Consider the following 26109-nt stretch of genomic DNA (forward strand, 5'->3'; position numbering starts at 1 on the left):
TCATTTTGCCCTAGGCTTTCGTCGGCAGCGTCAGCTGTGTATAAGGGACGGTTTCAGGAGGAGGTGGCGGTTGATCGGTCATGGACGCCTTCCAGTTTTTCGTTAGCTGGGAACGAGCGTGCTTAATCTACCTGAGAATTTGCTCTACGCAGCGCCTTCGGCAAGGTTCGCCACGGGTGTCTTGCGCAGGCGTTTTAGCTGTAAATGCGGTGATCTGAGCGGCTAGCGCCGGGGCGTGCCGTCGGACAGGAATCCCAGGAGGTCATGGCGGGTCAGCACACCGACCGGCTTGCCTTCCTCCACCACCATGACCGCATCGCAGTCGCGCAGTGCTTTTGCCGCCTGGCTCACCATCTCGCCTGCACCGATCAACGGCAGCGGCGGCAACATGTGCTGAGAAACCGCATCGGCCAGCTTGGCCCGGCCCTCGAACACGGCGGACAGCAGTTCACGCTCGGAGACGCTGCCCGCCACCTCGCCGGCCATCACCGGCGGCTCGGCTCCGACGACCGGCATCTGCGACACCCCGTACTCACGCAGGATGCCGATCGCGTCGCGCACTGTCTCCGACGGGTGCGTGTGCACCAAGTCAGGCAGCGCACCGGACTTGCCCCGCAACACGTCTCCGACGGTCGCCTGCTCCAGCGACCCGTCGAGCCTGCTGCGCAGAAAGCCGTACGAGGACATCCACGCATCGTTGAAAACCTTTGACATGTAACCGCGTCCGCCGTCTGGCAGTAGCACGACGACAAGCGAATCCGGTCCGGCCTTCTGGGCGACCTCGATCGCGGCGACCACGGCCATTCCGCATGACCCGCCGACCAGCAGGGCCTCTTCGCGGGCGAGCCTTCGTGTCATGTCGAAGGAGTCGGCGTCGGAGACGGCGATGATCTCGTCGGGCACGGTCGGGTCGTACGCCGACGGCCAGAAGTCTTCGCCGACGCCTTCGACGAGGTAAGGCCTGCCCGTGCCACCCGAATACACCGAGCCTTCCGGATCGGCACCGACGATGCGCACCTTGCCGCCGGACACCTCTTTGAGATACCGGCCCGCCCCGGTGATGGTGCCGCCGGTGCCAACCCCTGCGACGAAATGGGTGACCGTGCCGTCGGTGTCATTCCAGACCTCGGGACCCGTCGTCTCGTAATGGCTGGCTGGGCCCATCGGGTTGGAGTACTGGTCGGGTTTCCACGCGCCGTCGATCTCCTCGACAAGACGGTTGGAGACGCTGTAGTAGCTGTCGGGGTGATCGGGCGGCACCGCCGTCGGGCACACCACGACCTCAGCTCCGTAGGCGCGCAACACATTCTGCTTGTCCTCGCTGACCTTGTCGGGGCAGACGAAGACACACTTGTAGCCGCGCTGCTGCGCGACCAGAGCCAGACCGACGCCGGTGTTTCCGGATGTGGGTTCGACTATCGTGCCGCCGGGCTTCAGTTCGCCGCTGGCCTCGGCCGCGTCGATCATCTTCACCGCGATGCGGTCCTTGGCGCTGCCGCCCGGGTTGAGGTACTCGATCTTGGCGACCACCCTGCCCGCGCCATTTGCGACAACGGAGTTCAGTTCAACCAGAGGGGTGTTGCCGATGAGCTCACTGACGTGCCGGGCGATCCGCATACGTCCATGGTCTCAGGCCGCCAGAACGCTTACCAGGTCGCCTCTCGGATGTAGTCGCCGATCTGCCGCAGCGACCTGGCGCCCTCCTTCAGCGCGGGCGCGGCGATCTGGAATACATGCATCTGCCCCGGCCATACCCGGACCTCCACCGGCACGCCCGCAGCCGCCAGCATGCGCGCGGCCTTGCGGGCGTCGTTGAGCAGAACCTCGGACCCCGACACGTGGATCAGGGTGCGCGGAAGTCCCGGCTCGATGTGGTCGAGAGGCTCGAAGACCTCTTCGACCCTGCCGTCGACGGCGTTGCGCTCAGCGGCGGCCTCCACCAGCTCCACGAGGGCGTGGAACGCTTTCGGTGGGAACATGGCGTCGGACCGGATGTTCGGATGGTTGGCGCGCCCCTCGTTGTCGATCTCGAACAGCGGCGACAGGGTCACGATGGCCGCGGGGGATTCACCGGCCAGTCCCTCCTGCTGCAGCCGCTCGGCGAGGGCCAGCGAGAGGTAGCCGCCCGCGGAGTCGCCCGCGAGCACGATCTGTTCGGGGTCATAGCCCCTGAGGCGCAGCCACTTGTAGGCGTCGTAGCAGTCGTCGAGCGCCTGGCCGACGGAGTGCTTCGGGATCATCCGGTAGTTCACGACCAACACCGGGCTGTCGGCGAACTTGGACAGCGTCTCGACCAGCCGTCCGTGGCTGTTCACCCCGCAGGTCAAAAAGGCGCCGCCGTGCATGTAGAGCACGACGCGGCGGTTGCCGTCGGCGGGCAGCACACCGGCGGCGCGGACCAGCTGGGCGCTGCAGTTGGGCAGCGAAATCGTGGCCCGGACCGTGCCGGGGGCGGGCTTGAGCACTCGACACACGACGTCCACAACACCGAACGGCCATGGCAGGCGAGGAGCGTAACTTCCGATTGCCAGAGTTGGCTTGATGGTGAGCATTGCGGCCAGTGCGAGCAGCCGTCCCTGCAGGCTTGGGCCGTCCTCGACGACCTCGAGTGGGCCACCGGCGCTGACAGGAAATTTACGCGGTTTATGCCCTCTAGCTGCGCCGATAGCAGCGCGAGGCGTACTGGGGACTTTGCTTGGTGCCGTCATCGCCACCACTTCCTACGACGCTGTAGTGCCCGGGGTGGCTCGTTGCTCGGCCAGTCCGGATAACTTAGCTTGACATCGATAATCGGTACAACAATCAAAGAAACTGATTCGATACCGGACTTGATACCGCACCGTGACCGGCCTGTATGCCTCGCCACGCGGAGAACACCTCATTTCGCCATAAAATGGCGTCGTGAGGATTCGTGCATCGCGTCGGTCCACAGTCGCCATTGCGGCCGCGGCCACGCTCGCATCGACGGGCTCCGCCTATGTCGGCGCCCGCACCTACCTGAGCGGCCAGGCCGAGGCGGCCCGACGCGTCATTCCGAAGTCATGGGACATCCCACCCCGCGCCGACGGCGTGTACTCGCCCGGCGGGGGGCCGGTCGAGCGCTGGCATCGCGGGGTGCCGTTCGACCTGCACTTGATGGTGTTCGGCGATTCGACGGCGACCGGCTACGGCGCCCGCAGCGCCGAAGAGGTGCCCGGGGTGATCGTCGCCCGCAGTCTGGCCGAGGCCTCCGGCAAGCGAATCCGGTTGAGCACCAAGGCCATCGTCGGCGCCACGTCGAAGGGTCTGTCGGGCCAGATCGACGCCATGTTCGTGGCGGGCCCGCCGCCGGACGCGGCGGTCATAATGATCGGCGCAAACGACGTCACCAAGTTGCACGGAATCGGACCGTCGGCGCGGCGGCTGGGTGCGGCAGTCCGCCGACTGCGGGCCAGCGGCGCCATCGTCGTGGTCGGTACATGTCCGGACTTCGGAGTCATCACCGCCATTCCGCAGCCACTGCGTTCTGTTGCCCGCACCATCGGGCTGCGGCTGGCCCGCGCGCAGGCTGCGACGGTGCGGACGTCAGGCGGCGTTCCGGTTCCGCTTGCCGACCTGATGACGTCCGACTTCCGGCAGGCGCCGGAACGGTACTTCTCCGACGACATGTTCCATCCGTCGGGGGCCGGATACGAACTCGCCGCACAGCAGCTGCTACCCGCGCTGTGTAATGCGTTGGGCGACTTCACTACAACGGTCGAACCTGAATCGCCGTTCGAGACCAGGGCCGCCGACGTCAACACTCTGCTGTCGCGGCTCGGCGGAGTCAGCCGACTGTGGAAGCGATCGACTGGGGTCCCTGCACCGATCGTGGTGCCCGCCAGCTAGGTTTTCCCGGTAAGCCACTACTGAGGAGCTGTCATGTCAGAAGCCGTCATTGTCGCTACCGCACGCTCGCCGATCGGCCGGGCGGGCAAGGGGTCGCTGGTCGACATGCGGCCCGACGACCTCGCCGCACAGATGGTGCGCGCCGCGCTGGACAAGGTGCCTTCGCTCGATCCGAAGGACATCGACGACCTGATGATGGGCTGCGGGCAGCCCGGCGGCGAGGCGGGCTTCAACATCGGCAGGGCCGTCGCCGTCGAGCTCGGATACGACTTCCTGCCAGGCACGACGGTGAACCGGTACTGCTCGTCGTCGTTGCAGACCACGCGGATGGCGTTCCACGCGATCAAGGCCGGCGAGGGCAGCGCGTTCATCTCCGCAGGTGTGGAGACGGTTTCGCGGTTCCCGAAGGGCACCTCCGACGGCTGGCCCGACTCGCACAACCCACTGTTCGCCGACGCTGAGGAACGGTCGGTGGCTGCCTCGGCGGGCGCGGACGAGTGGCATGACCCGCGGGCGGACGGCGTGCTTCCCGACGTCTACATCGCGATGGGTCAGACCGCCGAGAACGTCGCGCTGTACACCGGCATCAGCCGCGAGGAGCAGGACCACTGGGGCGTGCGCAGCCAGAACCGCGCCGAGGAGGCCATCAACAGCGGGTTCTTCGCGCGCGAGATCTCGCCGGTGACCCTGCCGGACGGATCTACGGTCAGCGCCGACGACGGGCCGCGGGCAGGCACCACATACGAGAAGATCAGCCAGCTCAAGCCGGTGTTCCGGCCGAACGGCACGGTCACCGCGGGTAACGCATGCCCGCTGAATGACGGTGCGGCAGCGGTGATCGTGACGAGCGACGAGAAGGCCAAGGAGCTCGGCCTCACTCCGCTGGCCCGCATCGTCGCCACCGGCGTGAGCGGTCTGTCACCGGAGATCATGGGGCTCGGGCCGATCGAGGCGACGCGCAAGGCACTCGCCAACGCGGGCATGACGATCGACGACATCGACCTCTACGAGATCAATGAGGCGTTCGCGGTCCAGGTGCTCGGGTCGGCACGCGAATTGGGCATGGATCTCGACAGGCTCAACATCTCCGGCGGCGCGATCGCGTTGGGGCACCCGTTCGGCATGACGGGTGCGCGCATCACGGCCACGCTGCTGAACAACCTGACGACGCAGGACAAGACGTTCGGCCTGGAGACGATGTGTGTCGGTGGCGGCCAGGGCATGGCCATGATCATCGAGCGGCTGTCCTAGCGGCCGTTGCCGGCGTTGACTCTGCGTCTATGGCGGAAAAGGCCGAGAAGGGATGGCCCGCAACGCAGAGTCAACGCGCTCGCGAGTCCCATGCGCGCCTGACGCGGCGAAGAACCTCGGCCGGATGATTGCGTGCGGCCACTCGCACCACCAATCAACCCACCTCGCGGATGTCCTCGGCACGCTCGATTTCATAAGCGAATCGCGTGCGATCAGTTCGATGATGGTCGCCCTCATATTCGACAGCCAACATCAGATCTCGCCCTCGGTGACTCCGCGCCTGCGTCGACGAGGTCGAGCGCCTGCTCAAGCTGTCGGAGACCTCTGGTATGCGGATGGCATGCCGCCACTTTGCCGACATCCCGGATCTCGAAATGGGCGGCTCTCGCCAACGCATCGAGGCGAGCCACTGCCCCGTCGAGCCGCCCGCGACGGCCCAGATCGAACACTGTTCGCTGTGGTGTTGTCACGACCAGGCCGTCCAACCGCTGAATCTCGTCCTCCAGCAATAGTTCTTTGCGCGTGATCACCCCGTCGGGAGGTCGTGCATTGGCCCAGTTTTAGAAGCGCCGCAGCTCATAACGGCTGAGCCAGCCGGCGCCACCGCGTGGTTTCCGATGAATGGCGCCAAATCGTCTCCCATGGCGGCAGGTTGACACCCTGCGCCGACGCACCGGTCTTCACTTTGCGTCCATGGCGCAGAACTGTGGATGACCGAGCACTGTGCGCAGACTCAACAGCGCAAACAGAAAGCCCCCGGCGTGCCGGGGGCTTTCCTAGTGTTGAGCGTCAATCGCTTTGCAAGATGCTGAGCAGACGCAGGATCTCGATGTAGAGCCAGACCAGTGTGACGGTCAGCCCCAGCGCGACACCCCATGCCGCCTTCTCCGGCGCGCCTGCGCGGATCATCTGGTCGGCGGCGTCGAAATCGAGCAGGAAGCTGAACGCCGCGAGGCCGATGCACACCAGCGAGAAGATGATCGCGATCGGGCCGTTGCCACGAAGGCCGAGGCCCTCACCGCCGCCGACACCGAACATCGCCAACACGAAGTTGCCGAGCGCGAGTACAACGACACCGAAGATGCCCGCGATGATCATGCGGGTGAACTTCGGCGTGACGCGGATGGCGCCGGTCTTGTACACGACGAGCATGCCGACGAATACGCCGATGGTGGCGAGGATCGCCTGCCCGATGAGGGCACCGGCGCTGGCGCCGGACACATACATGTTCGCGAGCAGGAACGAGATCGCCCCGAGGAACAGGCCCTCGAGCGCGGCGTAGCTCAGCACGATGGCCGGGTTGTCCTGCTTACGGCCGAACGTGGCGATCAACACCAACGCGAGGCCACCCAGGCCGCCGACCAACACGAACGGCATGGCCAGCGCGAGGTTGCCCGCGACCAGGAAGTACGAGACGACCGCGACGGCGCTCAGCACCGCGAGCGTGACACCGGTCTTGGTGACGACGTCGTCGATGGTCATCGGACGCGAAACCCCGGTCTGCCGCTGGTCGGGGTACTGCGTCACATACGGATCGGCATGTACTGCCGCGGCGCCGGCGGCGGCGCCGGTACCGAACTGCGCATATCCACCTTGCCCCTTGGGCAGGGACCGAAATACCGGGTTGCTGCTCTCGCGCACCGTCGGATCCTCTCCTGTGCTGTCGTTCGCCTACTGACGAATATCTATTCAACGCTCGGTCACCAGTGCGGGTTCCCGAAAAAACCTGCCAGGTCTTTCACAGGAAACCTTACCCGCGGTGCAGCACAGACGGGTCAGGATCTACATTGCATTCCGTGGGCGAAAACAAGGATGTCCTAGTAACCGTCGACGGCGGATTTGGCCTGATCAGGCTGAATCGACCCAAGGCCATCAACTCGTTGACCCATCCCATGGTCTCAGCGATTTCTCAGGCGCTGACCGAATGGCGGGACGACGACGCCGTTACAGCCGTCGTGCTGTCCGGCGAGGGCGAGCGGGGACTGTGCGCGGGCGGCGACATCGTCGAGGTCTACAACAGCGCCCGCGGCGATCACGGCGTCGCCAGCTCGTTCTGGCACGACGAGTACTTGATGAACGCCCAGATCGCCCGCTACCCCAAGCCGTACGTGTCGCTGATGGACGGCATCGTGATGGGCGGCGGCGTCGGCGTCAGCGCGCACGGCAGCGTCCGCGTCGTCACCGACACCACCAAGATGGCCATGCCTGAAGTGGGCATCGGGTTCATTCCCGACGTCGGCGGCACGTACATCTTGTCGCGCGCACCCGGCCTGCTCGGCCTTCACGCAGCGCTGACGGGCGCGCCGTTCGCCGCGGGTGATGCGATCGCCATGGGTTTCGCCGACCACTACGTCCCGCACGACGAACTCGGCAAGTTCTCCGACGCTATCGTCGCCGACGGCATCGACGCCGCCCTCGCGTCATACGCGACGGAATCGCCGACGAGTGAGTTACTGGCGCAGCGGCAATGGATCGACGAGTGCTATGCGGGTGAGACCGTCGCAGACATCGTCGCTGCGCTGCGCGGACACGACGCGGGTCCAGCCGACGACGCGGCCAACCTGATCATGACGCGCTCCCCCATTTCGCTATCGGTCGCGCTTGAAGCGGTGCGCCGCGCCGGCAAGCTTGACACGCTGGAAGACGTGCTGCGCCAGGAGTATCGGACGACGTGCCAGTCGCTGAGTTCGCACGATCTCGTCGAAGGAATCCGCGCGCAGGTCATCGACAAGGACCGCAACCCGAAGTGGTCGCCGCCGTCACTGGCAGCGGTCACAAGGGCCGATATCGACGCGTACTTCGCGCCACGCAACCCCGACCTGACCTTCCCCGAGGAGAGGCAATGACCGAGAAGAGCTACCAGACCATCCTCGTCGACCGCGACGCGCGCGTCGGCACCATCACGCTGAACCGGCCAAAGGCGCTCAACGCACTCAACAGCCAGGTGATGGACGAAGTCACCACCGCGGCAGCGGAATTCGACAGTGATTCGGGGATCGGCGCGATCGTCATCACCGGCAACGAGAAGGCGTTCGCCGCAGGCGCCGACATCAAGGAGATGTCCGAGCTGTCTTTCGGCGACGTGTTCGGCCAGGACTTCTTCGCGCCATGGGCGAAGCTGGCGGCGGTGCGCACGCCGCTGATCGCCGCCGTCGCGGGTTACGCGCTCGGCGGCGGTTGCGAGCTGGCGATGATGTGCGACGTCCTGATCGCCGCCGACACCGCCAAATTCGGCCAGCCGGAGATCAAGCTCGGGGTGCTGCCTGGCATGGGCGGCTCACAACGGCTGACCCGCGCCATCGGCAAGGCCAAGGCGATGGATCTTGTCCTGACCGGGCGCACCATCGACGCCGAGGAAGCCGACCGCAGCGGCCTGGTATCGCGCGTGGTGCCCGCCGACGAGTTGATCCGTGAGGCAAAGGCCGTGGCCACCACCATCTCTGAGATGTCGCTGTCGGCGTCGAGGATGGCCAAGGAGGCCGTCAACCGGGCCTTCGAATCTTCGTTGGCTGAGGGCTTGCTGTACGAACGCAGGCTGTTCCACTCGGCGTTCGCAACGGCCGACCAGACCGAGGGGATGAACGCCTTCAGCGAGAAACGCCCACCGAACTTCACTCACAGCTAATCTGCCCTGGTGACAGACACCGCGGAGGCGACGGAAGAAGCAGCACCGCAACAAGAACCGCCGGCGAAGAAGCCGACCTGGTGGCAGCGGCACTACACGTTCACCGGGACAGTCCTGGCTCTGGTGTTCCTGTGGTTGTCGCTGACGCCGTCGCTGCTGCCCCGCGGACCACTGTTCCAGGGCCTGGTCAGCGGCGCGGCGGGCGCGATCGGCTACGGCATCGGCGTGCTGGCCGTGTGGCTGGTGCAGTACATGCGCTCGAAGGACGCCAGCCCCCACGCACCCGGCTGGGCGTGGCTAGCCGTGGTCGTCGTCGGTGTGATCGGCCAGATTCTGATGATCATCTACTTCCACGTCTGGCAGGACGAGGTGCGCGATCTCAACGGTGTGCCACGGATGTCGTTCTGGGACCACCCACTGACCGCGGTGCTCTCGATTGTCGTGCTTTTCATCTTCGTCGAGATCGGCCAGCTGATCGGTCGGCTCGTGCGCTTTCTGACCCGGCAATTGAATCGCTTTGCACCACCGCGGGTTTCGGCAGTCGTGTCGGTCGTTCTTCTGCTCGCGCTGTCGATCGCATTGCTCAACGGGGTCGTCGTACACGCGGGAATGGGTTTCCTCAACAAGACTTTCGCCGCGGTCAACGACGAGACCGATCCCGACTTTCCCGCACCCGACTCGACGCTGCGCTCTGGCGGGCCGGAGTCGTTGGCCAGCTGGGAGTCGCTGGGCCATCAGGGCCGGGTGTTCGTTTCGGCAGGCCCGACGGTCGAGGAACTCTCGAAGTTCAACGGCAAGCCCGCGATCGAACCGATCAGGGCCTACGCGGGCCTGCATTCCGCCGACGGCATCAAGGCCACCGCGGCGCTGGCCGCCCAGGAACTCCTGCGCACGCGCGGCCTGGATCGCGACGTGGTCGCCGTCGCGACCACAACCGGTACGGGCTGGATCAATGAGGCCGAGGCGGCCGCGCTGGAGTACATGTACAACGGCAACACCGCGATCGTGAGCATGCAGTATTCGTTCCTGCCGAGTTGGCTGTCGTTCCTCGTCGACAAAGAGAACGCGCGGCAGGCCGGCCAGGCGCTGTTCGAGGCCGTCGACGCGCTGATCCGCGAGATGCCGGAGGGCCAGCGGCCCAAACTTGTCGTGTTCGGCGAAAGCCTCGGCTCGTTCGGCGGCGAGGCGCCGTTCCTGTCGCTGAACAATCTCATCGCCCGCACCGACGGCGCCCTCTACTCGGGTCCGACGTTCAACAACACGATCTGGGCCGATCTCACCCGCAACCGCGACAACGGCTCGCCGGAATGGCTGCCGATCTTCGACAAGGGCGAGAACGTCCGCTTCGTCGCGCGCCCGGACAACCTGGGCCGCCCCGACGACCCGTGGAGTGAACCGCGGGTGGTCTACCTCCAGCACGCGTCGGACCCGATCGCGTGGTGGAATCCCGATCTGCTCTTCCAGGAGCCGGACTGGCTGAAAGAGCCCCGCGGCTACGATCTGTCCGGCCGCATGCAGTGGATCCCGGTGGTGACGTTCCTGCAGGTGTCGGCGGACATGGCCGTCGCGGTGGACGTCCCCGACGGGCACGGCCACGTCTACGTCAAGGATGTCGCCAACGGCTGGGCGGCGGTGCTGCAACCACCTGGGTGGACACCGGGGAAGACCGAGCGCCTCCGCCCGCTGCTGAGCAACGACGAGAACGCTTAAACGAGAACCCCTTCGGCCGCCAATGCGTGGTAGCCACCGACCACGTCGGTCGCCTTGTGCAGTCCGAGGTCGACGAGCGACGCCGCGGCAAGGCTGGAGGTGTAGCCCTCCGAGCACAGCACCACCCATTCCACGTCGTCGTCGACGGCCTCCGGAATTCTGGCGTCACTGGTCGGATCGCAGCGCCACTCCAAGACGTTGCGTTCGATCACCAGTGCTGCCGCGACGCTGCCCTCGCGGTCCCGCTGCGCCTGGGGGCGGATGTCGACGAGCACCGCGCCGCGTTCCAGCGCGCCAGGCACGGCGTTTGCGGGTAACCGCTGCAACCGGGCGCGTGCGGCGTCGAGCACCTTGTCGATACGGCTGGCCATCAGTGACTATCCCTCCGGGCCGTCGGTGAGTTCGGTTCGGTTGCGACGCAGGGTGTTCCGATTCGTCACCTCGTAGTATGACATCGCCGTCAGCGGCGGAGCGTACGCGTGCACGCTCAGCGTGGGGGCGGCGACCGTAAGGCTGTGTGTCGGCGCCCACACGACGTCGTGTACCCACCCGAGCGGAAACGCTGCCTGATCGCCCGCGTTGAGCCGACGACGTCGCAACGCCTCACCGTCCCAACGGAATTCGTCGAGTGCACCGGACACCAGCGTAAGCGCACCGAGCGAACCGCCGTGGTCGTGCAGCTCGGTGGCGTGGTCTTTGACCCAGCTGATCAGCCAGATGTCCAGGTCGTCGTCGCCGTGGATGCGGGTGTACCAGCGGTCATCGGTCGGCACCCCGCCGGGCGGTAGAAGGTGGTCGTAACGGCCGCTGAGCACGCCGTCGGCGGCCTGATCGACCGCGTTCAGCAGATCGGGGACGCGCAGGCGGGTAGGGGCGGAGACGGTGGAAACCATGAGGACTCCAGAAGTGACAGACGGGTCAGGGGGCGGCGGCTTACGCCGGACAACACCACCCAGACCAGATCCCTGCCATCACGCTGGCGAGTGTTGCATAGATTGGCAGCATGCGCTCCTTCCCCCTATGGGCCGCAGCCGCGGCGGCGATCGTGGCGATGACAGGTTGTTCGTCGGAGGGCGAGGGCGGTCCGTCGTCGGCAGCACCCGCAACGACGACGGCGTCCAGCTCCGAAACCCACACCCCGGCACCCGGCGCCACCGAGGTCTCACCGGGCGGCGTGACCACGGCGATCGGCGCCGCCGCCGAGTCGACGGAAGAGGAGTATTCGCAGGCCTGCCAGGCCGCTAAGGCCTGGATCGACCAGCAGGGCGGCGACCGGAAGTCGCAGATCGAACCGTTCTTGAAGACGATCCAGGACCCCAACACCCCGCCGGGGCCCGCCACCTACAACACCCCGTGGGCACAGCTCTCCCCGGCCAGGCAGGCCGCCGTCATCGTCGCCGTCCAGGCGGGCGCCGACTCGCTCTGCTGAATTCGAATCACGGCTGCGAGAAAGTCGGCTAGGACGGGCCGGCAGCGGGTCGGTCAGCCCCCGGCGTCCCATGTGTGGCGCCCGAGACTGCGCAAGGCCGCGAATTCTGGTGGCGGATTCAAGCTGTCGCTGCAACGTAAGCGGACGGGTCTGAGAGTAGTCGGTCGAGTTCTTCGACGAACGTCATGGGAGCACGCACGCGCTGCACCGGGGCGCTAACAGGTTCCAGGTCACAAGCCGGGGTTCTGGGCACGAAACCCGACTGTTGGACCCACGCCACGGCGGCGTTTTCCGACACGCCGGCAATCACAGCAGCTTGAGCCGTCGATGACCCGGAATACATCGCCGCCCAGAACGCCTCCCGCATCGCGGCTGAAAACCGGATCCCGCAATGGGCCGGTTGGCCGCAATCCCTGCCGCCTTGGCCCAACCCTGACCCGTCGAGCGATGCACTCCAGCCACCGTGGCCGCCGCCGACTGCGACAATCCCGACCTCAACGCCTCCAGGAAGACCTCACGAGCCAACCCCGGAACCTCTTTGCTGCCACGCGAGCGAAACCCATCGAACAACACCCCTAAACCAATCAGGTGTTGCAGCGACCGATTGAGTCTGCCGGTCAAATCGCGATCCGTCAGCAGGCTCGGGGCGGTTGACGACAGGGTACGGCGCAGAATGGCGGTATGGCTGGCAATCGGGTCGCGCTGGCGCTCGGCAGCGGGGGCGCACGGGGATACGCCCACATCGGGGTGATCGCGGAGCTGCATGACCGGGGCTATGAGATCGTCGGGATCGCCGGGTCGTCCATGGGCGCGCTCGTCGGCGGCCTGCAGGCGGCGGGCAAGCTCGACGAATTCGCCGAGTGGGCAATGTCGTTGACGCAGCGCGCGGTGCTGCGGCTGCTGGATCCGTCGATCACGGCGGCCGGGGTGCTGCGCGCGGCGAAGATCCTCGACGCGGTGCGCGACATCCTCGGCGAGGTCACCATTGAGCAGCTTCCGATCCCCTACACCGCCGTGACCACCGACCTGATCGCAGGCAAGTCGGTGTGGCTGCAGAGGGGTCCGGTCGACGAGGCGATCAGGGCGTCCATCGCCATACCCGGCGTCATCACCCCGCACATCCTCGACGGCCGCCTGCTCGCCGACGGCGGCATCCTCGACCCGCTGCCGATGGCGCCGATCGCGGCCGTCAACGCCGACCTCACCATCGCCGTCAGCCTCAGCGGCAGCGAGGCGGGCGGCCGCTACGAGCCGACGGACGCCGAACCGCGGGCGACGACGGAATGGCTGAACAGGATGTGGCGCAGCACCTCTTCGCTGCTCGACACCAACGCCGCCCGGTCGGTGCTCGACACGCAGACAGGGCGCGCCATGTTGAGCAGGTTCAGCAGTGCCGCCGACGAGGACGACCCCGATGCGGTGCCCGACGGCGGACCAGTACCCAAGATGGGCAGCTTCGAGGTGATGAATCGCACCATCGACATCGCCCAGGCCGCTCTGGCGCGTCACACATTGGCCGCCTACCCGCCCGACCTCCTGATCGAGGTGCCCCGAACCGCTTGCCGCAGCCTGGAATTCCATCGCGCTGCGGAAGTCATCGACATCGGCCGCGAACTGGCCGCGCAGGCCATCAAGGCGCTGGAGTGCTGAGAACGCGCTTCAGCCCAGGCCTGGGAGAGGGCCTGGGCTGAAGCTTCGAAATGGCTTGTGCGGTTATTTGTTTCCGCACGCACAACCGCCGAACTCGAGCAACGGGTCCACATCGGTGCCGCCGATCTTGGTCCCGGTCGTGGTGTCGGCGGGCTTGGTGTCCGCCGGCTTGGTGTCGGCAGGCTTGGTGTCCGCCGGCTTGGTGTCCGCAGGCTTGGTGTCTGCGGGCTTGGTGTCCGCAGGCTTGGTGTCGGCAGGCTTGGTGTCGGCAGGCTTGGTGTCCGCCGGCTTGGTGTCCGCCGGCTTGGTGTCCGCCGGCTTGGTGTCCGCCGGCTTGGTGTCCGCCGGCTTGGTGTCCGCCGGCTTGGTGTCGGCGGGTTTGGTCGTGTTCGCCGGGGTCTGGCTTTGCGCCGGAGCCTGGCCCTGAACCGGGGCCGGTCCGGCGATCTGACGGGGAGCGGAGGGTGTGAAAACCCGCACCGACGGTGCCGGGTTGTTGACGACGACCGGGGAGGCCGGGTCGTCGTTGGTGTTCAGCCCGGGGATGTTGATCTCAGAGGGGATGTTGAACACCGTCGAGGGCTGTGAGGCCGCGGTCTGCTCGGGCTGGCTCGAGTTCATCAGGTAGATGCCGCCGAAGGCTGCGGCGCCGACGACCGCAATGCCCGCGACCATCAGCAGGCCCTTGCTCGCCGCGGCGGACTGTGCGACCGGCGCGGCCATCGGCATCGGCTGCTGCATCGGGGCGTAGCCGTTGTAGTAGTTCTGATTGCTGTTCTGGGGGTAGTAGCCGTTCATGATTTCTCCTGTGGTCTGAAGCTGCCTTTGTGCCGCTTTCACAGGTAGGAGCGTTGGGCCCAGATCAGTCGCACAATTTTTCAGAAGAAATTCGACGAAAATTTTCGCCAACCTGTTTGCGCAGGTCAGCGCCGTTCAGACGTGATCAGCCCGCCAGGAACTCGGCGATTTCACCGGCGATCCGGCGGCCCTGCGCACGCCCGGCGCGTGCCGACGGTTCCCGGCATGCGGGGTCAAGAGGGTTGGGGCCGAACGCCGCCAACGAGTCGTCGTCGGCGAACACCCCCATACAGCGGCCGCTGAAGGCGTCGACCTCGACGGCCGGGTCGGGACCGAACGGTGACGGCGCTCCCTTACCCGACGGCACAAGCACGACGGCCGCGTCGCAGTCTGCGGCCAGTTTCAAGTTCATCGTGCTGCCGACACCACCATCCATGTATCGCCGTTCGCCGATGGTGACGGGTGGCCATGCGCCAGGCACCGCGCAGCTCGCGGCGACAGCGTCGATCAGCTCGACGCCCGATTTCCTGTCGAAGGCGACCAGCTCGCCTGTCCCGATGTCGATCGCGGTGATGCGCATATCGCGGTCCGGCCAGTCGTGTGACGGCAACCGCTGGGCGATCACATCGCGTCGGACCGCCTCCGAAACGGTGGGCGTGGTGTTCGCGACGGCGCCGATGCGCTGCAGCTTCTGCTCCTTGCTGGCATCTGGGTCCGACAGCGCATTGAGGAACAGCTCGGTGATGTCGTCGATGTCGACGCTGGGGCTGATCTCCTTGGACGTGCCTTTGATCTGCCGCTCGTACAGCTCGTCGAGGCTCAGACCGCTGCCGAGCTGCGCGGCGACCGCCGACCCGGCAGAGGTGCCGATGAGAACGTCGGAATCCAGCAGGGCGCGCGCCGTCGCGGCCGCTTCGTCTTCGATGCCCCGCAGAATGCCGATCTCCCAGGCGATACCTGCCAGTCCCCCGCCTGCCAGCACCAGACCACGTTTCGATGTCACGCACGAAAGTCTGCCAGGCTGGCGATAATCAACCTGAACGCCAACCCTGGAGGAGCACACGTCGATGAAGACGAAGGCCGCCGTGCTGTGGGGACTACACCAGAAGTGGGAGGTCGAGGAGATCGACCTGGACGGCCCCGGGCACGCCGAGGTGATGGTCAAGATGGCCGCAAGCGGCATGTGTCACTCCGACGAACATCTCGTCACCGGCGACCTGAAAATGACGATGCCGGTGGTCGGCGGACACGAAGGCGCGGGCGTCGTGGTGGAGGTGGGCGAAGGCGTCGCCGACGTGGCCGAAGGCGATCCGGTGGTGCTGAGCTTCATCCCCGCATGCGGTCGGTGCGGGCCGTGTGTGCGCGGCATCAGCAACCTGTGCGAACTCGGGATGCATCTGCTGCGGGGCCCGCAGCTTGACGGCACCCACCGCTTCCACGCCCGCGGCCACGACGTCGGCCAAATGTGCTTGCTCGGAACGTTTTCCGAGTACACCGTGGTGCCGACGGCGTCGGTGGTCAAGGTCGACGAAAGCGTCCCGCTTGACAAGGCGGCACTGGTCGGATGCGGTGTCACCACCGGATACGGCAGCACGGTCAACACCGGCGAGGCCACTGCCGGCGACACGGTGGTGGTGATGGGCGTCGGCGGCGTCGGCATCAACGCGGTTCAGGCGGCCCGCATCGTCGGGGCCCGGCACGTGGTTGCACTCGACCCGGTCGAGTACAAGCGCACTCGAGCAACCGAATTCGGTGCCACCCACACCGCGGCGACCCTCGAGGAGGCCGCCTCGCTGGTGATCGGGCTGACCCACGGCCAGAAGGCCGACGTCTGCGTCGTCACCACCGATGTCGCCGAAGGCGCCTACGTCGCACAGGCGCTGAGCCTGGTCGGCAAGCGCGGCCGCGTGGTGATGACGGCGATGGCGCACCCGGACGAGAAACAGGTGAACCTGTCGCTGGTCGACCTGACGCTATTCGAAAAGCAGGTTCGCGGTTCACTTTTCGGTTCGTCGAATCCACGTGTCGATATCTTCAAGATGCTCGACCTTTATGACTCCGGTCAGCTCAAGCTCGACGAGTTGATCACCCGGGAATACGAACTGTCCGACATCAATGCCGGATACGACGACCTGCGCAATGGCCGTAATCTGCGCGGGCTGATCCGGTTCTGATGGTCCACGCTCGCATCACCGTCGTCGTGGTGGCCGCATTGCTGGTCTGCGCGCCGACGGCCGTCGCCGAACCGCCAGCGCCTCCGTCGCCGATCGTCCCGGCCCCGGTTCAGCCGGCCAACATCGGCGACCTGAAGACCGAGGCGACGCGGTATTACGACAACGGCGCCTATCTGACCGATCTGCAGCTGGCCGCGTGGCCCGCCATCCCGTGGATCGACGAGCGGGCCGCGGCCGTCAACCGGCCCGCGGTGGTCTTCGACATCGACGAGACCGTGCTGTCGAACTGGGAAGCCATCAAGGCCAACGACTTCGGCCGGGTCTACGGTGGCCCGTGCAACGCGCTGCCCCACGGTCCCTGCGGTTTGCAGGCATGGGATCTGAGCGCGCGGTCCGCCGTTATCCCGCCGACGATGGACGTCTACAACACCGCGAAGGACCGCGGCGCAGCGATCTTCTTCATCACCGGCCGCCAGGAGTCACAGCGGGCGGCGACCGAACGCAACCTCGCCGACGTCGGATACACCGGCTACTCCCGGCTGATCATGGAACCCGATGGTGCCCATTATGTTTCGGCTGCCGATTTCAAGGCCCCGCAACGGCAGGCCATCGAGGGTGAGGGCTACACCATCATCGTCAACATGGGCGACCAGCCGTCGGATCTCGACGGCGGGTTCGCCGAACGCACGTTCCTGCTGCCGAACCCGTTCTACCGCATCCCGTGACGATTCAGTGCACGAGCTGCCTGGACAGCTCATCCAGCGACTGGCGGGCGTAGCCCTTCCACAGCTTGCCGAATATCGGCAGCAAGGGCGCGGTGAGCCCGCTGCGCGGGTGGATGGTCCACCGCCACGTCACGTTGGTGCCTGCGCCGATCGGCTCGAAGATCCACTCACCGTCGACGTGGGCGACCAGCGGCGACAGCGGGCCCTTGACGTCGGTCAGCGTGTAGCCGAATGAATGGGGCGGATCGAACTGGGTGAGCTGCTCGTGCATGCTGCCGCCGCCGACCAGCACAACGGTGCGGGACTGCCCGACGGCGTCCCAATCACCGGTCTGGTCCCGGGTTTCCTTGATCGGCGGGATCGGGCCGTACCAACGTCGGAACAGGGACGGCAACGGCATCGGGACCATGTCGCGGAAGACATCGTCGCGGCCCATTGAGATGGTGCGGGACTGCTCGACAACCAACGGCTCAGCCATCACACGAGACTAGCTCGGCAACTCCACCTCGCAGCGGTCTCGGAACTCCAGCGAAGGCGCGCGTATCGCCCTGACCTCCGCTTCCACCTGCGGGTTGGCGTCGAGGTACTCCTGCAAGTGCTGACGCTGCTGGTCTCGAGGAAGGCCCTTGAGGTCGGTGAAGAAGACGTTCACGTCCGGGTGGGTGAAGAGATAGGCCGACATGGCGGCGGACACGCCGGTCAGCACACCGGCCAGGTCCGCGGCGGTGCAGTTCGGGGGTGGGGGATCGTCCGCGGCTGCCGGTGCCGCGGTCGCCACCAGAATCGCGGCGACAAGCGCCGAAACTCCGCACATCAAGCGTCGTTGCTTAATCACCATTCGTTGTGCTCCTTACGGGAACTAGCTGGGTCTGACGTGACGCGCGCTGCTCAGATGCAACCGCTGACGCTGATCCGGCGCCCGAAGTTGGCGCACACGTTGACATTCGGCGGCGGAGGCGGTGGCGGAGGAGGCGGTGGGGCCATGTCATAGTCCTCGGGCAACGGCGCATAGACCGCGGGCGGCGGCACGTAGGGCGCGACCGCGTCGGCGATGCTCCCGCACCCGCTCACCGAGACGTGGCGTCCGCCCACCGACCCGCAGACATCGGCGTTGGCCGACACCGGCTCTGACAGGACGGCGAGTCCGATCACTACGGCGCACAGCCCAAGCGGTGCAGTTGTCTTGAATGCGATCACAGCGTGTACCTCGAGTCGATGGAGATGCTTATCACGATGTCGGCAATTCTGCGCCGGCCCAAGGGCAGAAAGTCCCTATTCGCAAGGGAAATCAGCCGAGCCGCGGAGCCGCCTTCCCGCTGATCAGCGGGAGGTCGAGCATGGTGAGGATGCCCGGCGCGGCCGCGCAGACCGCGGGTACCGAGTTCACGCAGTGCGCCGCCGTGCCGACAATGCCGTACTCCGGGCCCTCGCCGCCGATCTCGGAGTGGAAACCCTTGACGGCGACGGTGATGTCGGGGTTGCCGCGGACCTCCATCTCGTAGCGCTGCCCGGCGGGGCCGAAAGTCCACGCGGGATCGAGGTTCTCCTCCCCCATCAACCAGTTCACCGTCACGCGCACAACGGGCTCGCCGTCGACGAGCGCCTCCCAGTGGAACCTGCGGCCCGCGACCTGGCCGGGCTCGATTACGCCAAGCGGGGATTCGATCGGCGCGGACGCCAGGGCGACCTCCTGCGTGGCCCGTACCTTCGGGTCTGCTTTGAAGCCCATCTGGTCGACGACCATCTTCACGGCCTGGATGAAACCGCTGTCGAGCATCTTCTGCATCGGCCCGGTCAGCGCCTTCTCGGGTACCTCGCCGAAGCCCATCACGTGGCGCAGCACGTCGGGTGCGTCGTAGCTTCGCAGATCGGAGAACTCCTCCGCGCGAACGAATGTCACGCCGGTGGAGAACGCCGAGAACAGCAGTGGGAACTTCTCGCTTATGCCGCCCGGCGCCATGCCTGTGCCATGCAGCGTCGCGTTACCTTCCAGCGCCGCTTCACGTATCGGCGCGGCGCTTCGCTCACTCGGGTACAGCCAGCCGACCGGGGTGACCACGTTCTTGCCGGACCGCAGCAGTGCAGCAACCTCGTCGGGATCGGCCATCAGCGGCGCGTAGATCACCGCGTCCGCGTCGAGGGCGAGGATGTCGTCGATGCTGTTCGTCGTGGTGACACCGAGCGGTTCGCTGCCGATCAGTTCGCCGACGTCGCGCCCCGCCTTGTCCGGCGAGTGCACCCAGCATCCGACGAGCTCGAGGTCCGGGTGCTCCAGCACCCCCTTGATCGCCGCGACACCGACGCCGCCGGTGGCCCACTGCACGACCCGAAGGCCCATGTCATACCTCCCGAAATCGCGAAACTAGAACACGTTCTACCCAGGTCTACACCACGACGCGCATGGGCAGGTCACAATTGCCGTGATGACCGACAACGGTGCCGAGTTCGGCGTGCTGGGACCGCTGCAGATCCGCGTCGACGGCGAGTCGGTGGCGTTGGGCACGCCCAAGCAGCGGGCGGTACTTGCCATGCTGGTGATCAACCGCAACCGCCCCGTCGCGACCGATTCGTTGATCGAGGCGGCGTGGGAGCAGTTCCCGCCACCTGATCCGCGGGCCAGCCTGCATTCCTACGTGTCCAACCTCCGCAAGCTGCTGGCGGGCATCGGCGTCGACTCCCGCACGGCATTGGCGAGCGCACCACCTGGCTACCGGTTGACAGTGCCCGAAAGCGATTGCGATATCGGACGATTCGCGCTCGGTAAAAACGCGGGTGTGCAGGCTGCGGCCACCGGAAAGTTCGAGCAGGCCAGCCAGCACCTGTCCGCGGCGCTCGCGGAATGGCGCGGGCCGGTCCTCGAGGACCTGCGCGACTTCCAGTTCGTCGACGCATTTGCCACCGCACTGGTCGAGGACAAGATGCTCGCGCATACCGCGCTCGCCGAGGCCGAGATCGCATGCGGGCGTAGCTATGCCGTGATCGGTGAATTGGAGTCGCTGACCGCCGAGCATCCCTACCGCGAGCCGCTGTGGACTCAGCTGATCACCGCCTACTACCTGGCCGAACGCCAATCCGACGCGCTGCAGGCCTACCGGCGGCTGAAGACCACGCTCGCAGAGGATCTCGGTATCGATCCCGGCCCGACCGTGAAGGCACTCTACGAGCGGGTCCTGCGCCAGGAGCCTCTTGACGTCAAGCGGGTGGCGAGGACCACCGCCATCCATACCGCCACTTCGCTCGACCAGCGCACCGCGATCAGCGGAGCATCCTCGGTCGCCCTTCTTCGCGACGCGTCGGGCCGGGAGTATCCGCTGGTGGCGGCGGCTACCCGGATCGGCCGACTGCCCGACAACGACATCGTTCTCGACGACCCGAACGTCAGCCGCCACCATGCCGTCGTCATCGACACCGGCACCAGCTTCGTGGTTTCGGATCTGCGGTCGGCCAACGGCGTCGACGTGCGAGGGGAACGAATCCGCGCCGGCGTCGCCCTCGCCAACGGAGACCGCATTCGGATCTGCGACCACGAGTTCGTGTTCGAGATGCAGGGCCTGTGAGGCGTAGTGCGGTTTGCTGTGTGACGCCCGCGCTGCGGCATTAGGGTGTTGTCGCCGGCAATGCACGGCAACACACATAGAGGAGCGATCGATGAGCGGCACCGAAGGGGACTCCCGTGTGGGCACCCAGTTCGGCCGCTATCGGCTGCGTCGCCTGCTCGGTAAGGGCGGAATGGGCGAGGTCTACGAGGCCGAGGACACCGAGAAGGACCGCATCGTCGCGCTGAAGCTGTTGCCGGAGGGGGTCTCCCACGATCCGGTGTTCCGCAAGCGGCTGCGGCGCGAGGCGCACTCCGCGGGCCGGCTGCTGGAACCCCACGTCGTCCCGATCCACGACTACGGCGAGATCGACGGCGTGATGTACGTCGACATGCGCATGATCGACGGCACCGACCTGCGCAAGGTACTGAAGAACTACGGCCCGATGACACCCGCACGGTCGGTGGCCGTCGTGCGCCAGATCGCGTCGGCGCTCGATGCCGCCCACGAGTCCGGCATCATGCACCGCGACGTCAAGCCAGAGAACATTCTGCTCACCCGCGACGATTTCGCATACCTCGTCGACTTCGGTATCGCCAACGCCGCCACCGACGAGAAGCTGACCGAATTGGGCACCGCCGTAGGGACATACGCCTACATGGCGCCGGAGCGGTTCACCAACGACGAGGTGACCTACCGCGCCGACATCTACGCCCTTTCGTGCGTTCTGCACGAGTGCCTGACCGGATCGCAGCCGTTCCCCGCGGACAGCGTCAGCGTGGTGATCACCTCGCATCTCATGCAACCGATACCGAGGCCGAGCGTGATGCGGCCCGGGATTCCGGTCGCCTTCGATCAGGTGATCGCGCGCGGCATGGCCAAGAATCCCGCCGAACGCTACGCCAGCGCAGGCGATTTCGCCGCGGCCGCCAACGATGCGCTCACACAACGCGACCAGGATCAGGCCGCCACCATCCTGCAACGCAGCCAGGATGCGACGCTGCCGGGCTTCCCTGGTGCGATCGGAACGGCATTGGCTCCACCACCTGCAGGCGTGACCCCGTCGCCGTATCCGACTCCACCGCCGCCACCGCAGCACACGCCGCCGCCCACCCCACCGCCGTTTCCCGCTTCAGGCCCTGCCGCGTTCGGTGGGCAGTGGAACACGCCGCCGCCGGGAGCGTCTGCGCCGAAGAAGGGCAGCGCCTGGATTGCGCTGGCCGCCGCAGGGGCGGTGTTCGTCCTGGTCCTCGGCGGCCTCGGCGCGTGGTGGGCGCTCAGCAAGGACGACTCGTCGACTCGGAGCGTCGCCACCAGCACCACGACGACCAAGCGGCAGACCACGACATCGAGAACGCCGAGGACCACTACGCCGTCGGTTGACCCGGAATCCTTCGATTCCAAGCTGCTCGCCGCGCTGCCCCCCAGCTACGACGACGGTGCCTGCGAACCGGCGCACCCGCCGGTCACCGGGGCCCTAGCCACGGTGGATTGCACCGAGACGAATGTGCCGACCGGACCCAAGGCCGCGCGGTATTCGCTCTTCGCCGATCAGGCGACGCTGGACCAGCACTTCAGCGACGCCATCGCGCAGAACTCCGAACTGGTCAAGTGCCCGGGCAGCGACATCGACTCACCCACCGCGTGGCACTACAACGCGAACCCCGACGAGGTCGCCGGCCAGGTCGCCTGCGGCACCTACGACGGCAACCCCGACGTCACGTGGACGAAGGACGTCGACCTGCTGCTGGCCGACGCACAGGGCCCAAACCTCGAAGAGCTGCACAAATGGTGGAACGACTTCGGCTGAGCACCAGCTGACCAAGCGCTGATCGGCGGCTCCAAGAATCCTCCAAGAATCCTTCAAGAGGTCCATCGGAGGCTGATGTCACACCGGCACAGAGCCGGAGAAAACGACATCAAGGAGTCCACATGTTCGCCACGCCTCGGGTCACCAAGTTCGCCGCCACCGCGATCGCCGTGTCTGGACTCGCACTGGCCGCGTTCGCAGGCGCGGGCACCGCCAACGCCTTCAGCTCGGTCGACGACGAGTTCCTCAGCGCGATCAGCGACGAAGGCATCTCCTACGACTCGGCCCGCACCGCCGTGTCGAACGCCCACTATGTGTGCGGCTCGATCGACGACGGCGCCGACCCGCTGGACCTCGGTGACGAGATCCTGGCAAACACCGACCTCACCACCCATCAGGCGGCCGTGTTCGTTGTCGAGTCGGTGTTCAACTACTGCCCCGAGCACACGGGCCTGCTGCCGTAGCCCGCGTCGCGGATAGCGCATCTAGACAGTTCGCTCGCCATGTGTTTCTGTCGATTGCAGAAACTGCGAAGGGATGCATCAGATGCCAAACAAAGTGTTCGTCGTCGGGGTCGGGATGACGAAGTTCGAGAAGCCCGGCCGCCGCGAGGGCTGGGATTACCCCGACATGGCACGCGAATCGGGCACGAAAGCGCTCGAGGACGCGGGCATTCACTACTCCGAGGTGGAGCAGGGCTTCGTCGGCTACGTCGCCGGTGACTCCACCTCCGGTAACCGGGCATTGTACGAGCTCGGTATGACTGGCATCCCGATCGCCAACGTCAACAACAACTGCTCGACGGGCTCGACTGCGCTGTTTCTGGCGGCGCAGACGGTCCGCGGCGGGCTGGTCGACTGCGCGATCGCGCTGGGGTTCGAGAAGATGCAGCCCGGCCCGCTTCAGGGCGGCGCCGACGATCGCGAATCGCCGATGGGCAAGCACGTCAAGGCGATGGCTGAGATCGACGAGTTCGCATTCCCGGTGGCGCCGTGGATGTTCGGGGCCGCAGGCCGGGAACACATGCGCACACACGGCACGACCGCTGAGCATTTCGCCAAGATCGGTTACAAGAACCACAAGCATTCGGTCAACAACCCGTATGCGCAGTTCCAGGATGAGTACACCCTCGACGACATCCTGGCGGCGAAGATGATCTCCGATCCGCTGACGAAGCTGCAGTGCTCGCCCACGTCCGACGGGTCGGGCGCGGCGATCGTGGCCAGTGAGGCGTTCGTCGACAAGCACGGCCTTGCCGGCCAGGCGGTGGAGATCGTCGGGCAGGCGATGACCACCGACTTCGAAAGCACCTTCGACGGCAGCGCCAAGAACCTGATCGGCTCCGACATGAATGTCCAAGCCGCACAGAAGGTTTACGACCAGTCGGGTCTCGGGCCTTCCGATTTCCAGGTGATCGAGCTGCACGACTGCTTCTCGGCCAACGAGCTGCTGCTGTATGAGGCGCTTGGTCTGTGCGCCGAGGGCGAGGCCCCGAAGCTGATCGACAACGGCGACACCACCTACGGCGGCCGCTGGGTGGTCAACCCGTCCGGCGGCCTGATCTCAAAGGGGCATCCGCTCGGGGCGACGGGGCTTGCGCAATGCGCGGAGCTGAGCTGGCAGCTGCGGGGAACCGCGGACAAGCGTCAGGTCGACAACGTCACCGCGGCGCTGCAGCACAACATCGGTCTCGGCGGCGCCGCCGTGGTGACGGCCTACCAGCGAGCCGAGCGCTAGCCCGGGGAGACCTTCCACCGCGAGCTGGGCCCACACCGCGAGCTGAGCCCCCATCGCCGAGCTGGGCCCACATCGCCGAGCAGACGCAAAAGGCCCGAAATCCTCGGCGTGTCGGGTACTTTTGCGACTGCTCGCCGGAGAAAAGTCTCGCCGCAGAAAAGTCAGTCGCGGTGCTCGATGACGTCGTAGGCGTCCTCGGCGTAGCGCGCCCTGATGGTCTTCTTGTCGAACTTGCCGACGCTGGTCAGCGGCACCTCTTCGATGAAGGCCCACCGTTCGGGGAGCCACCAGCGAACGACCTTGTCGCCCAGGAACTCCCGCAGCTCCTTCGCGCACACCTCGGCGCCCTCGCTGACGACGATGACGGCCAGCGGCCGCTCCTGCCAGCGCTCGTCGGGCACGGCCACCACGGCGGCCTCGGACACCGCCGGGTGGCCCATAAGGTGGTTCTCCAACTCCACCGAAGAGATCCATTCGCCACCGGACTTGATGACGTCCTTGGCTCTGTCGGTCAGCGTCACGTAGCCCAGTGAATCGATGCGACCGACGTCGCCGGTGTGCAACCAGCCGTCGACGAACTTCGACTGATCGTGGTTGCGGTAGTACCCGCCGGTGATCCACGGGCCGCGCACCTGCACCTCGCCGACCGCCTCGCCGTCGTGCGGCAGCGGATTGCCGTCGTCGTCGACGATCCGCGCCTCCACTCCGCAGACCACCCGGCCCTGCGTGCCGCGCTGCGCCCAGTACTGTTCGTCATCCGCGTTGGGCAGCGGTCGCGCGATCGTCGCAAGCGGCGAGGTCTCGGTCATGCCCCACGCCTGCACGATCTGGACGTCGTGCTCCTTCTGGAACGCCTTCATCATCGACATCGGCACCGCCGACCCGCCACAGGTCACCAGTCGCAGCGACGAGATGTCGTGTCCTGGTTCGTTTTCCAGGCAGTGCAGGACGTCGTTCCAGATCGTCGGAACCGCCGCGGCCACCGTCGGCCGCTGCGTCTCGATCAGGCCGATCAACGATTTCGAGTCGAGGAACCGGTCGGTCATCACGATCTCGGCGCCCGCCATCAACGCGCCGTACGGCATCCCCCACGCGTTGGCGTGGAACATCGGCACGATGGGCAGCACCTTGTCGCTGAACCCGACACCGACGGCGTTGGCGGTGTTCGTCATCATCGCGTGCAGATAGCTCGAACGATGGCTGTAGACAACACCTTTCGGGTTCCCCGTAGTCCCGCTGGTGTAGCACATCGCGGCGGCGGACCTCTCGTCGACGTCTGGCCAGTCGAAGTCAGGGGCCTCGGCCGCCAGGATGTCGTCGTAGCGCAGCACGGTCTTGCCGGACTCGGTCAGCGCGTCGATATCACCGTCACCGACCATGATCACGGTGTGCACCGTCTCCAGAAACGGCAGCACTGGGGCAAGCACAGCGGTCAGCGACTGGTCGGCGATGATCACCTGGTCTTCGGCCTCGTTGGCGATGAAGGCGATCTGTTCGGCCGACAGCCGGATGTTGAGCGTGTGCAGCACCGCACCCATCGACGGAATGGACATGTAAGCCGTGAGGTGCTCGGCGTTGTTCCACATGAAGGTCGCCACGCGCTGGTCGCCGGTGATACCGATGCGTCGCAACGCGTTAGCCAACCGGCCCGCCTGCTGCCCGATCTCCCGAATTGTCGTATGCCGGTATCCGTCACCGGTCGCCGTCGTCACCGTGCGGTCGCCGTGCAGATCGCACGCGTGCCGCATGATCGCGGTGATCGTCAGCTGAACGTCCTGCATCGTGCTGTCCATCGGT

Annotated in this window: 25 protein-coding genes; 13 read left to right on the forward strand and 12 right to left on the reverse strand. The window is 66.2% G+C overall.

Going from position 1 to position 26109, the window contains the following annotated elements; genetic code table 11:
- Window positions 1-222 precede the first annotated feature (222 nt).
- Both D6M19_RS00005 and D6M19_RS00010 read right to left on the reverse strand, forming a co-directional pair.
- Entirely contained in the window at window positions 223-1617 is a 1395-nt protein-coding gene (locus D6M19_RS00005; RefSeq protein ID WP_123023131.1) for a cystathionine beta-synthase, read from the reverse strand.
- A gap of 29 nt (window positions 1618-1646) precedes the next feature.
- Window positions 1647-2708: an alpha/beta hydrolase gene (locus D6M19_RS00010; RefSeq protein ID WP_123023590.1), complete on the reverse strand. Its 1062-nt coding sequence runs from the start codon at window positions 2706-2708 to the stop codon at window positions 1647-1649.
- 193 nt (window positions 2709-2901) lie between these two features.
- On the opposite strand from D6M19_RS00010, the gene D6M19_RS00015 reads away from it, so the two are divergent.
- A complete protein-coding gene (locus tag D6M19_RS00015; RefSeq protein WP_123023132.1) occupies window positions 2902-3867 on the forward strand; it encodes an SGNH/GDSL hydrolase family protein in 966 nt (321 codons plus the stop codon).
- Between the two features lie 33 nt (window positions 3868-3900).
- Window positions 3901-5118 (forward strand): acetyl-CoA C-acetyltransferase, encoded by a 1218-nt coding sequence (locus D6M19_RS00020; RefSeq protein ID WP_123023133.1) that lies wholly within the window; start codon window positions 3901-3903, stop codon window positions 5116-5118.
- Between the two features lie 789 nt (window positions 5119-5907).
- Here the strand turns inward: D6M19_RS00020 and D6M19_RS00030 are convergent.
- A complete protein-coding gene (locus tag D6M19_RS00030; RefSeq protein ID WP_123023135.1) occupies window positions 5908-6759 on the reverse strand; it encodes a Bax inhibitor-1/YccA family protein in 852 nt (283 codons plus the stop codon).
- 155 nt (window positions 6760-6914) lie between these two features.
- Here D6M19_RS00030 and D6M19_RS00035 point away from each other — a divergent pair, with 155 nt between their 5' ends.
- The 3 genes from D6M19_RS00035 to D6M19_RS00045 are packed head-to-tail and all read left to right on the forward strand — an operon-like array spanning window position 6915 to window position 10453.
- Entirely contained in the window at window positions 6915-7964 is a 1050-nt protein-coding gene (locus D6M19_RS00035; RefSeq protein WP_123023136.1) for an enoyl-CoA hydratase/isomerase family protein, read from the forward strand.
- Window positions 7961-8743: an enoyl-CoA hydratase gene (locus tag D6M19_RS00040; protein ID WP_123023137.1), complete on the forward strand. Its 783-nt coding sequence runs from the start codon at window positions 7961-7963 to the stop codon at window positions 8741-8743. Before D6M19_RS00035 ends, D6M19_RS00040 begins: the two co-directional genes overlap by 4 nt.
- 9 nt (window positions 8744-8752) lie before the next feature.
- On the forward strand, window positions 8753-10453 hold the full coding sequence (locus tag D6M19_RS00045) for an alpha/beta hydrolase (protein ID WP_123023138.1): 1701 nt from the start codon (window positions 8753-8755) through the stop codon (window positions 10451-10453).
- On the opposite strand, the gene D6M19_RS00050 is transcribed toward D6M19_RS00045, so the two are convergent.
- Together D6M19_RS00050 and D6M19_RS00055 are read right to left on the reverse strand one after the other, a co-directional pair.
- Window positions 10450-10824 carry a rhodanese-like domain-containing protein gene (locus D6M19_RS00050; RefSeq protein ID WP_123023139.1) on the reverse strand — a complete coding sequence of 125 codons (375 nt, stop codon included), beginning with the start codon at window positions 10822-10824 and terminating at the stop codon, window positions 10450-10452. The two genes, D6M19_RS00045 and D6M19_RS00050, sit on opposite strands and share 4 nt — an antisense overlap.
- A gap of 6 nt (window positions 10825-10830) precedes the next feature.
- Complete coding sequence (locus D6M19_RS00055; protein WP_123023140.1) at window positions 10831-11346, reverse strand: cysteine dioxygenase; 516 nt, start codon at window positions 11344-11346, stop codon at window positions 10831-10833.
- A 110-nt stretch (window positions 11347-11456) separates the two neighbouring features.
- Here D6M19_RS00055 and lpqV point away from each other — a divergent pair, with 110 nt between their 5' ends.
- Both lpqV and D6M19_RS00065 read left to right on the forward strand, forming a co-directional pair.
- Complete coding sequence (lpqV, locus tag D6M19_RS00060; RefSeq protein WP_123023141.1) at window positions 11457-11882, forward strand: lipoprotein LpqV; 426 nt, start codon at window positions 11457-11459, stop codon at window positions 11880-11882.
- Between the two features lie 681 nt (window positions 11883-12563).
- Window positions 12564-13532, forward strand: a complete 969-nt coding sequence (locus D6M19_RS00065) for a patatin-like phospholipase family protein (protein ID WP_123023142.1) — start codon at window positions 12564-12566, stop codon at window positions 13530-13532.
- Between the two features lie 63 nt (window positions 13533-13595).
- Here the strand turns inward: D6M19_RS00065 and D6M19_RS34640 are convergent, their stop codons facing one another.
- Window positions 13596-14330 (reverse strand): hypothetical protein, encoded by a 735-nt coding sequence (locus D6M19_RS34640; RefSeq protein ID WP_234834630.1) that lies wholly within the window; start codon window positions 14328-14330, stop codon window positions 13596-13598.
- A gap of 145 nt (window positions 14331-14475) precedes the next feature.
- A complete protein-coding gene (locus tag D6M19_RS00075) occupies window positions 14476-15333 on the reverse strand; it encodes a patatin-like phospholipase family protein (RefSeq protein ID WP_123023143.1) in 858 nt (285 codons plus the stop codon).
- A 64-nt stretch (window positions 15334-15397) separates the two neighbouring features.
- Here D6M19_RS00075 and D6M19_RS00080 point away from each other — a divergent pair, with 64 nt between their 5' ends.
- On the forward strand, window positions 15398-16504 hold the full coding sequence (locus D6M19_RS00080) for an NDMA-dependent alcohol dehydrogenase (protein WP_123023144.1): 1107 nt from the start codon (window positions 15398-15400) through the stop codon (window positions 16502-16504).
- Complete coding sequence (locus tag D6M19_RS00085; RefSeq protein WP_123023145.1) at window positions 16504-17229, forward strand: HAD family acid phosphatase; 726 nt, start codon at window positions 16504-16506, stop codon at window positions 17227-17229. Before D6M19_RS00080 ends, D6M19_RS00085 begins: the two co-directional genes overlap by 1 nt.
- A 4-nt stretch (window positions 17230-17233) precedes the next feature.
- Here the strand turns inward: D6M19_RS00085 and D6M19_RS00090 are convergent, their stop codons facing one another.
- The 4 genes from D6M19_RS00090 to D6M19_RS00105 form a co-directional block, all read right to left on the reverse strand.
- Entirely contained in the window at window positions 17234-17707 is a 474-nt protein-coding gene (locus D6M19_RS00090) for an SRPBCC family protein (RefSeq protein WP_123023146.1), read from the reverse strand.
- A 9-nt stretch (window positions 17708-17716) separates the two neighbouring features.
- Complete coding sequence (locus D6M19_RS00095; RefSeq protein WP_123023147.1) at window positions 17717-18067, reverse strand: heme-binding protein; 351 nt, start codon at window positions 18065-18067, stop codon at window positions 17717-17719.
- Between the two features lie 50 nt (window positions 18068-18117).
- Window positions 18118-18393, reverse strand: a complete 276-nt coding sequence (locus D6M19_RS00100) for a hypothetical protein (RefSeq protein WP_206428423.1) — start codon at window positions 18391-18393, stop codon at window positions 18118-18120.
- A gap of 124 nt (window positions 18394-18517) precedes the next feature.
- Complete coding sequence (locus tag D6M19_RS00105) at window positions 18518-19567, reverse strand: NAD(P)H-dependent amine dehydrogenase family protein (protein ID WP_123023149.1); 1050 nt, start codon at window positions 19565-19567, stop codon at window positions 18518-18520.
- Window positions 19568-19652: 85 nt separating this feature from the next.
- On the opposite strand from D6M19_RS00105, the gene D6M19_RS00110 reads away from it, so the two are divergent.
- The 4 genes from D6M19_RS00110 to D6M19_RS00125 all read left to right on the forward strand — a co-directional run bounded on the left by D6M19_RS00110 (window position 19653) and on the right by D6M19_RS00125 (window position 24312).
- Complete coding sequence (locus tag D6M19_RS00110; protein WP_123023150.1) at window positions 19653-20786, forward strand: BTAD domain-containing putative transcriptional regulator; 1134 nt, start codon at window positions 19653-19655, stop codon at window positions 20784-20786.
- 91 nt (window positions 20787-20877) lie between these two features.
- Window positions 20878-22575 carry a serine/threonine-protein kinase gene (locus D6M19_RS00115; RefSeq protein ID WP_123023151.1) on the forward strand — a complete coding sequence of 566 codons (1698 nt, stop codon included), beginning with the start codon at window positions 20878-20880 and terminating at the stop codon, window positions 22573-22575.
- Between the two features lie 122 nt (window positions 22576-22697).
- Window positions 22698-23039, forward strand: a complete 342-nt coding sequence (locus D6M19_RS00120) for a DUF732 domain-containing protein (RefSeq protein WP_123023152.1) — start codon at window positions 22698-22700, stop codon at window positions 23037-23039.
- A gap of 82 nt (window positions 23040-23121) precedes the next feature.
- Window positions 23122-24312, forward strand: a complete 1191-nt coding sequence (locus D6M19_RS00125) for a lipid-transfer protein (RefSeq protein ID WP_123023592.1) — start codon at window positions 23122-23124, stop codon at window positions 24310-24312.
- A 161-nt stretch (window positions 24313-24473) separates the two neighbouring features.
- Here D6M19_RS00125 and D6M19_RS00130 read toward each other — a convergent pair whose 3' ends face one another.
- Window positions 24474-26105, reverse strand: a complete 1632-nt coding sequence (locus D6M19_RS00130; protein ID WP_123023593.1) for a long-chain fatty acid--CoA ligase — start codon at window positions 26103-26105, stop codon at window positions 24474-24476.
- Between the last annotated feature and the right edge of the window lie 4 nt (window positions 26106-26109).

Source organism: Mycolicibacterium stellerae (genome assembly GCF_003719305.1).
Classification (GTDB): Bacteria; Actinomycetota; Actinomycetes; order Mycobacteriales; family Mycobacteriaceae; genus Mycobacterium; species Mycobacterium stellerae.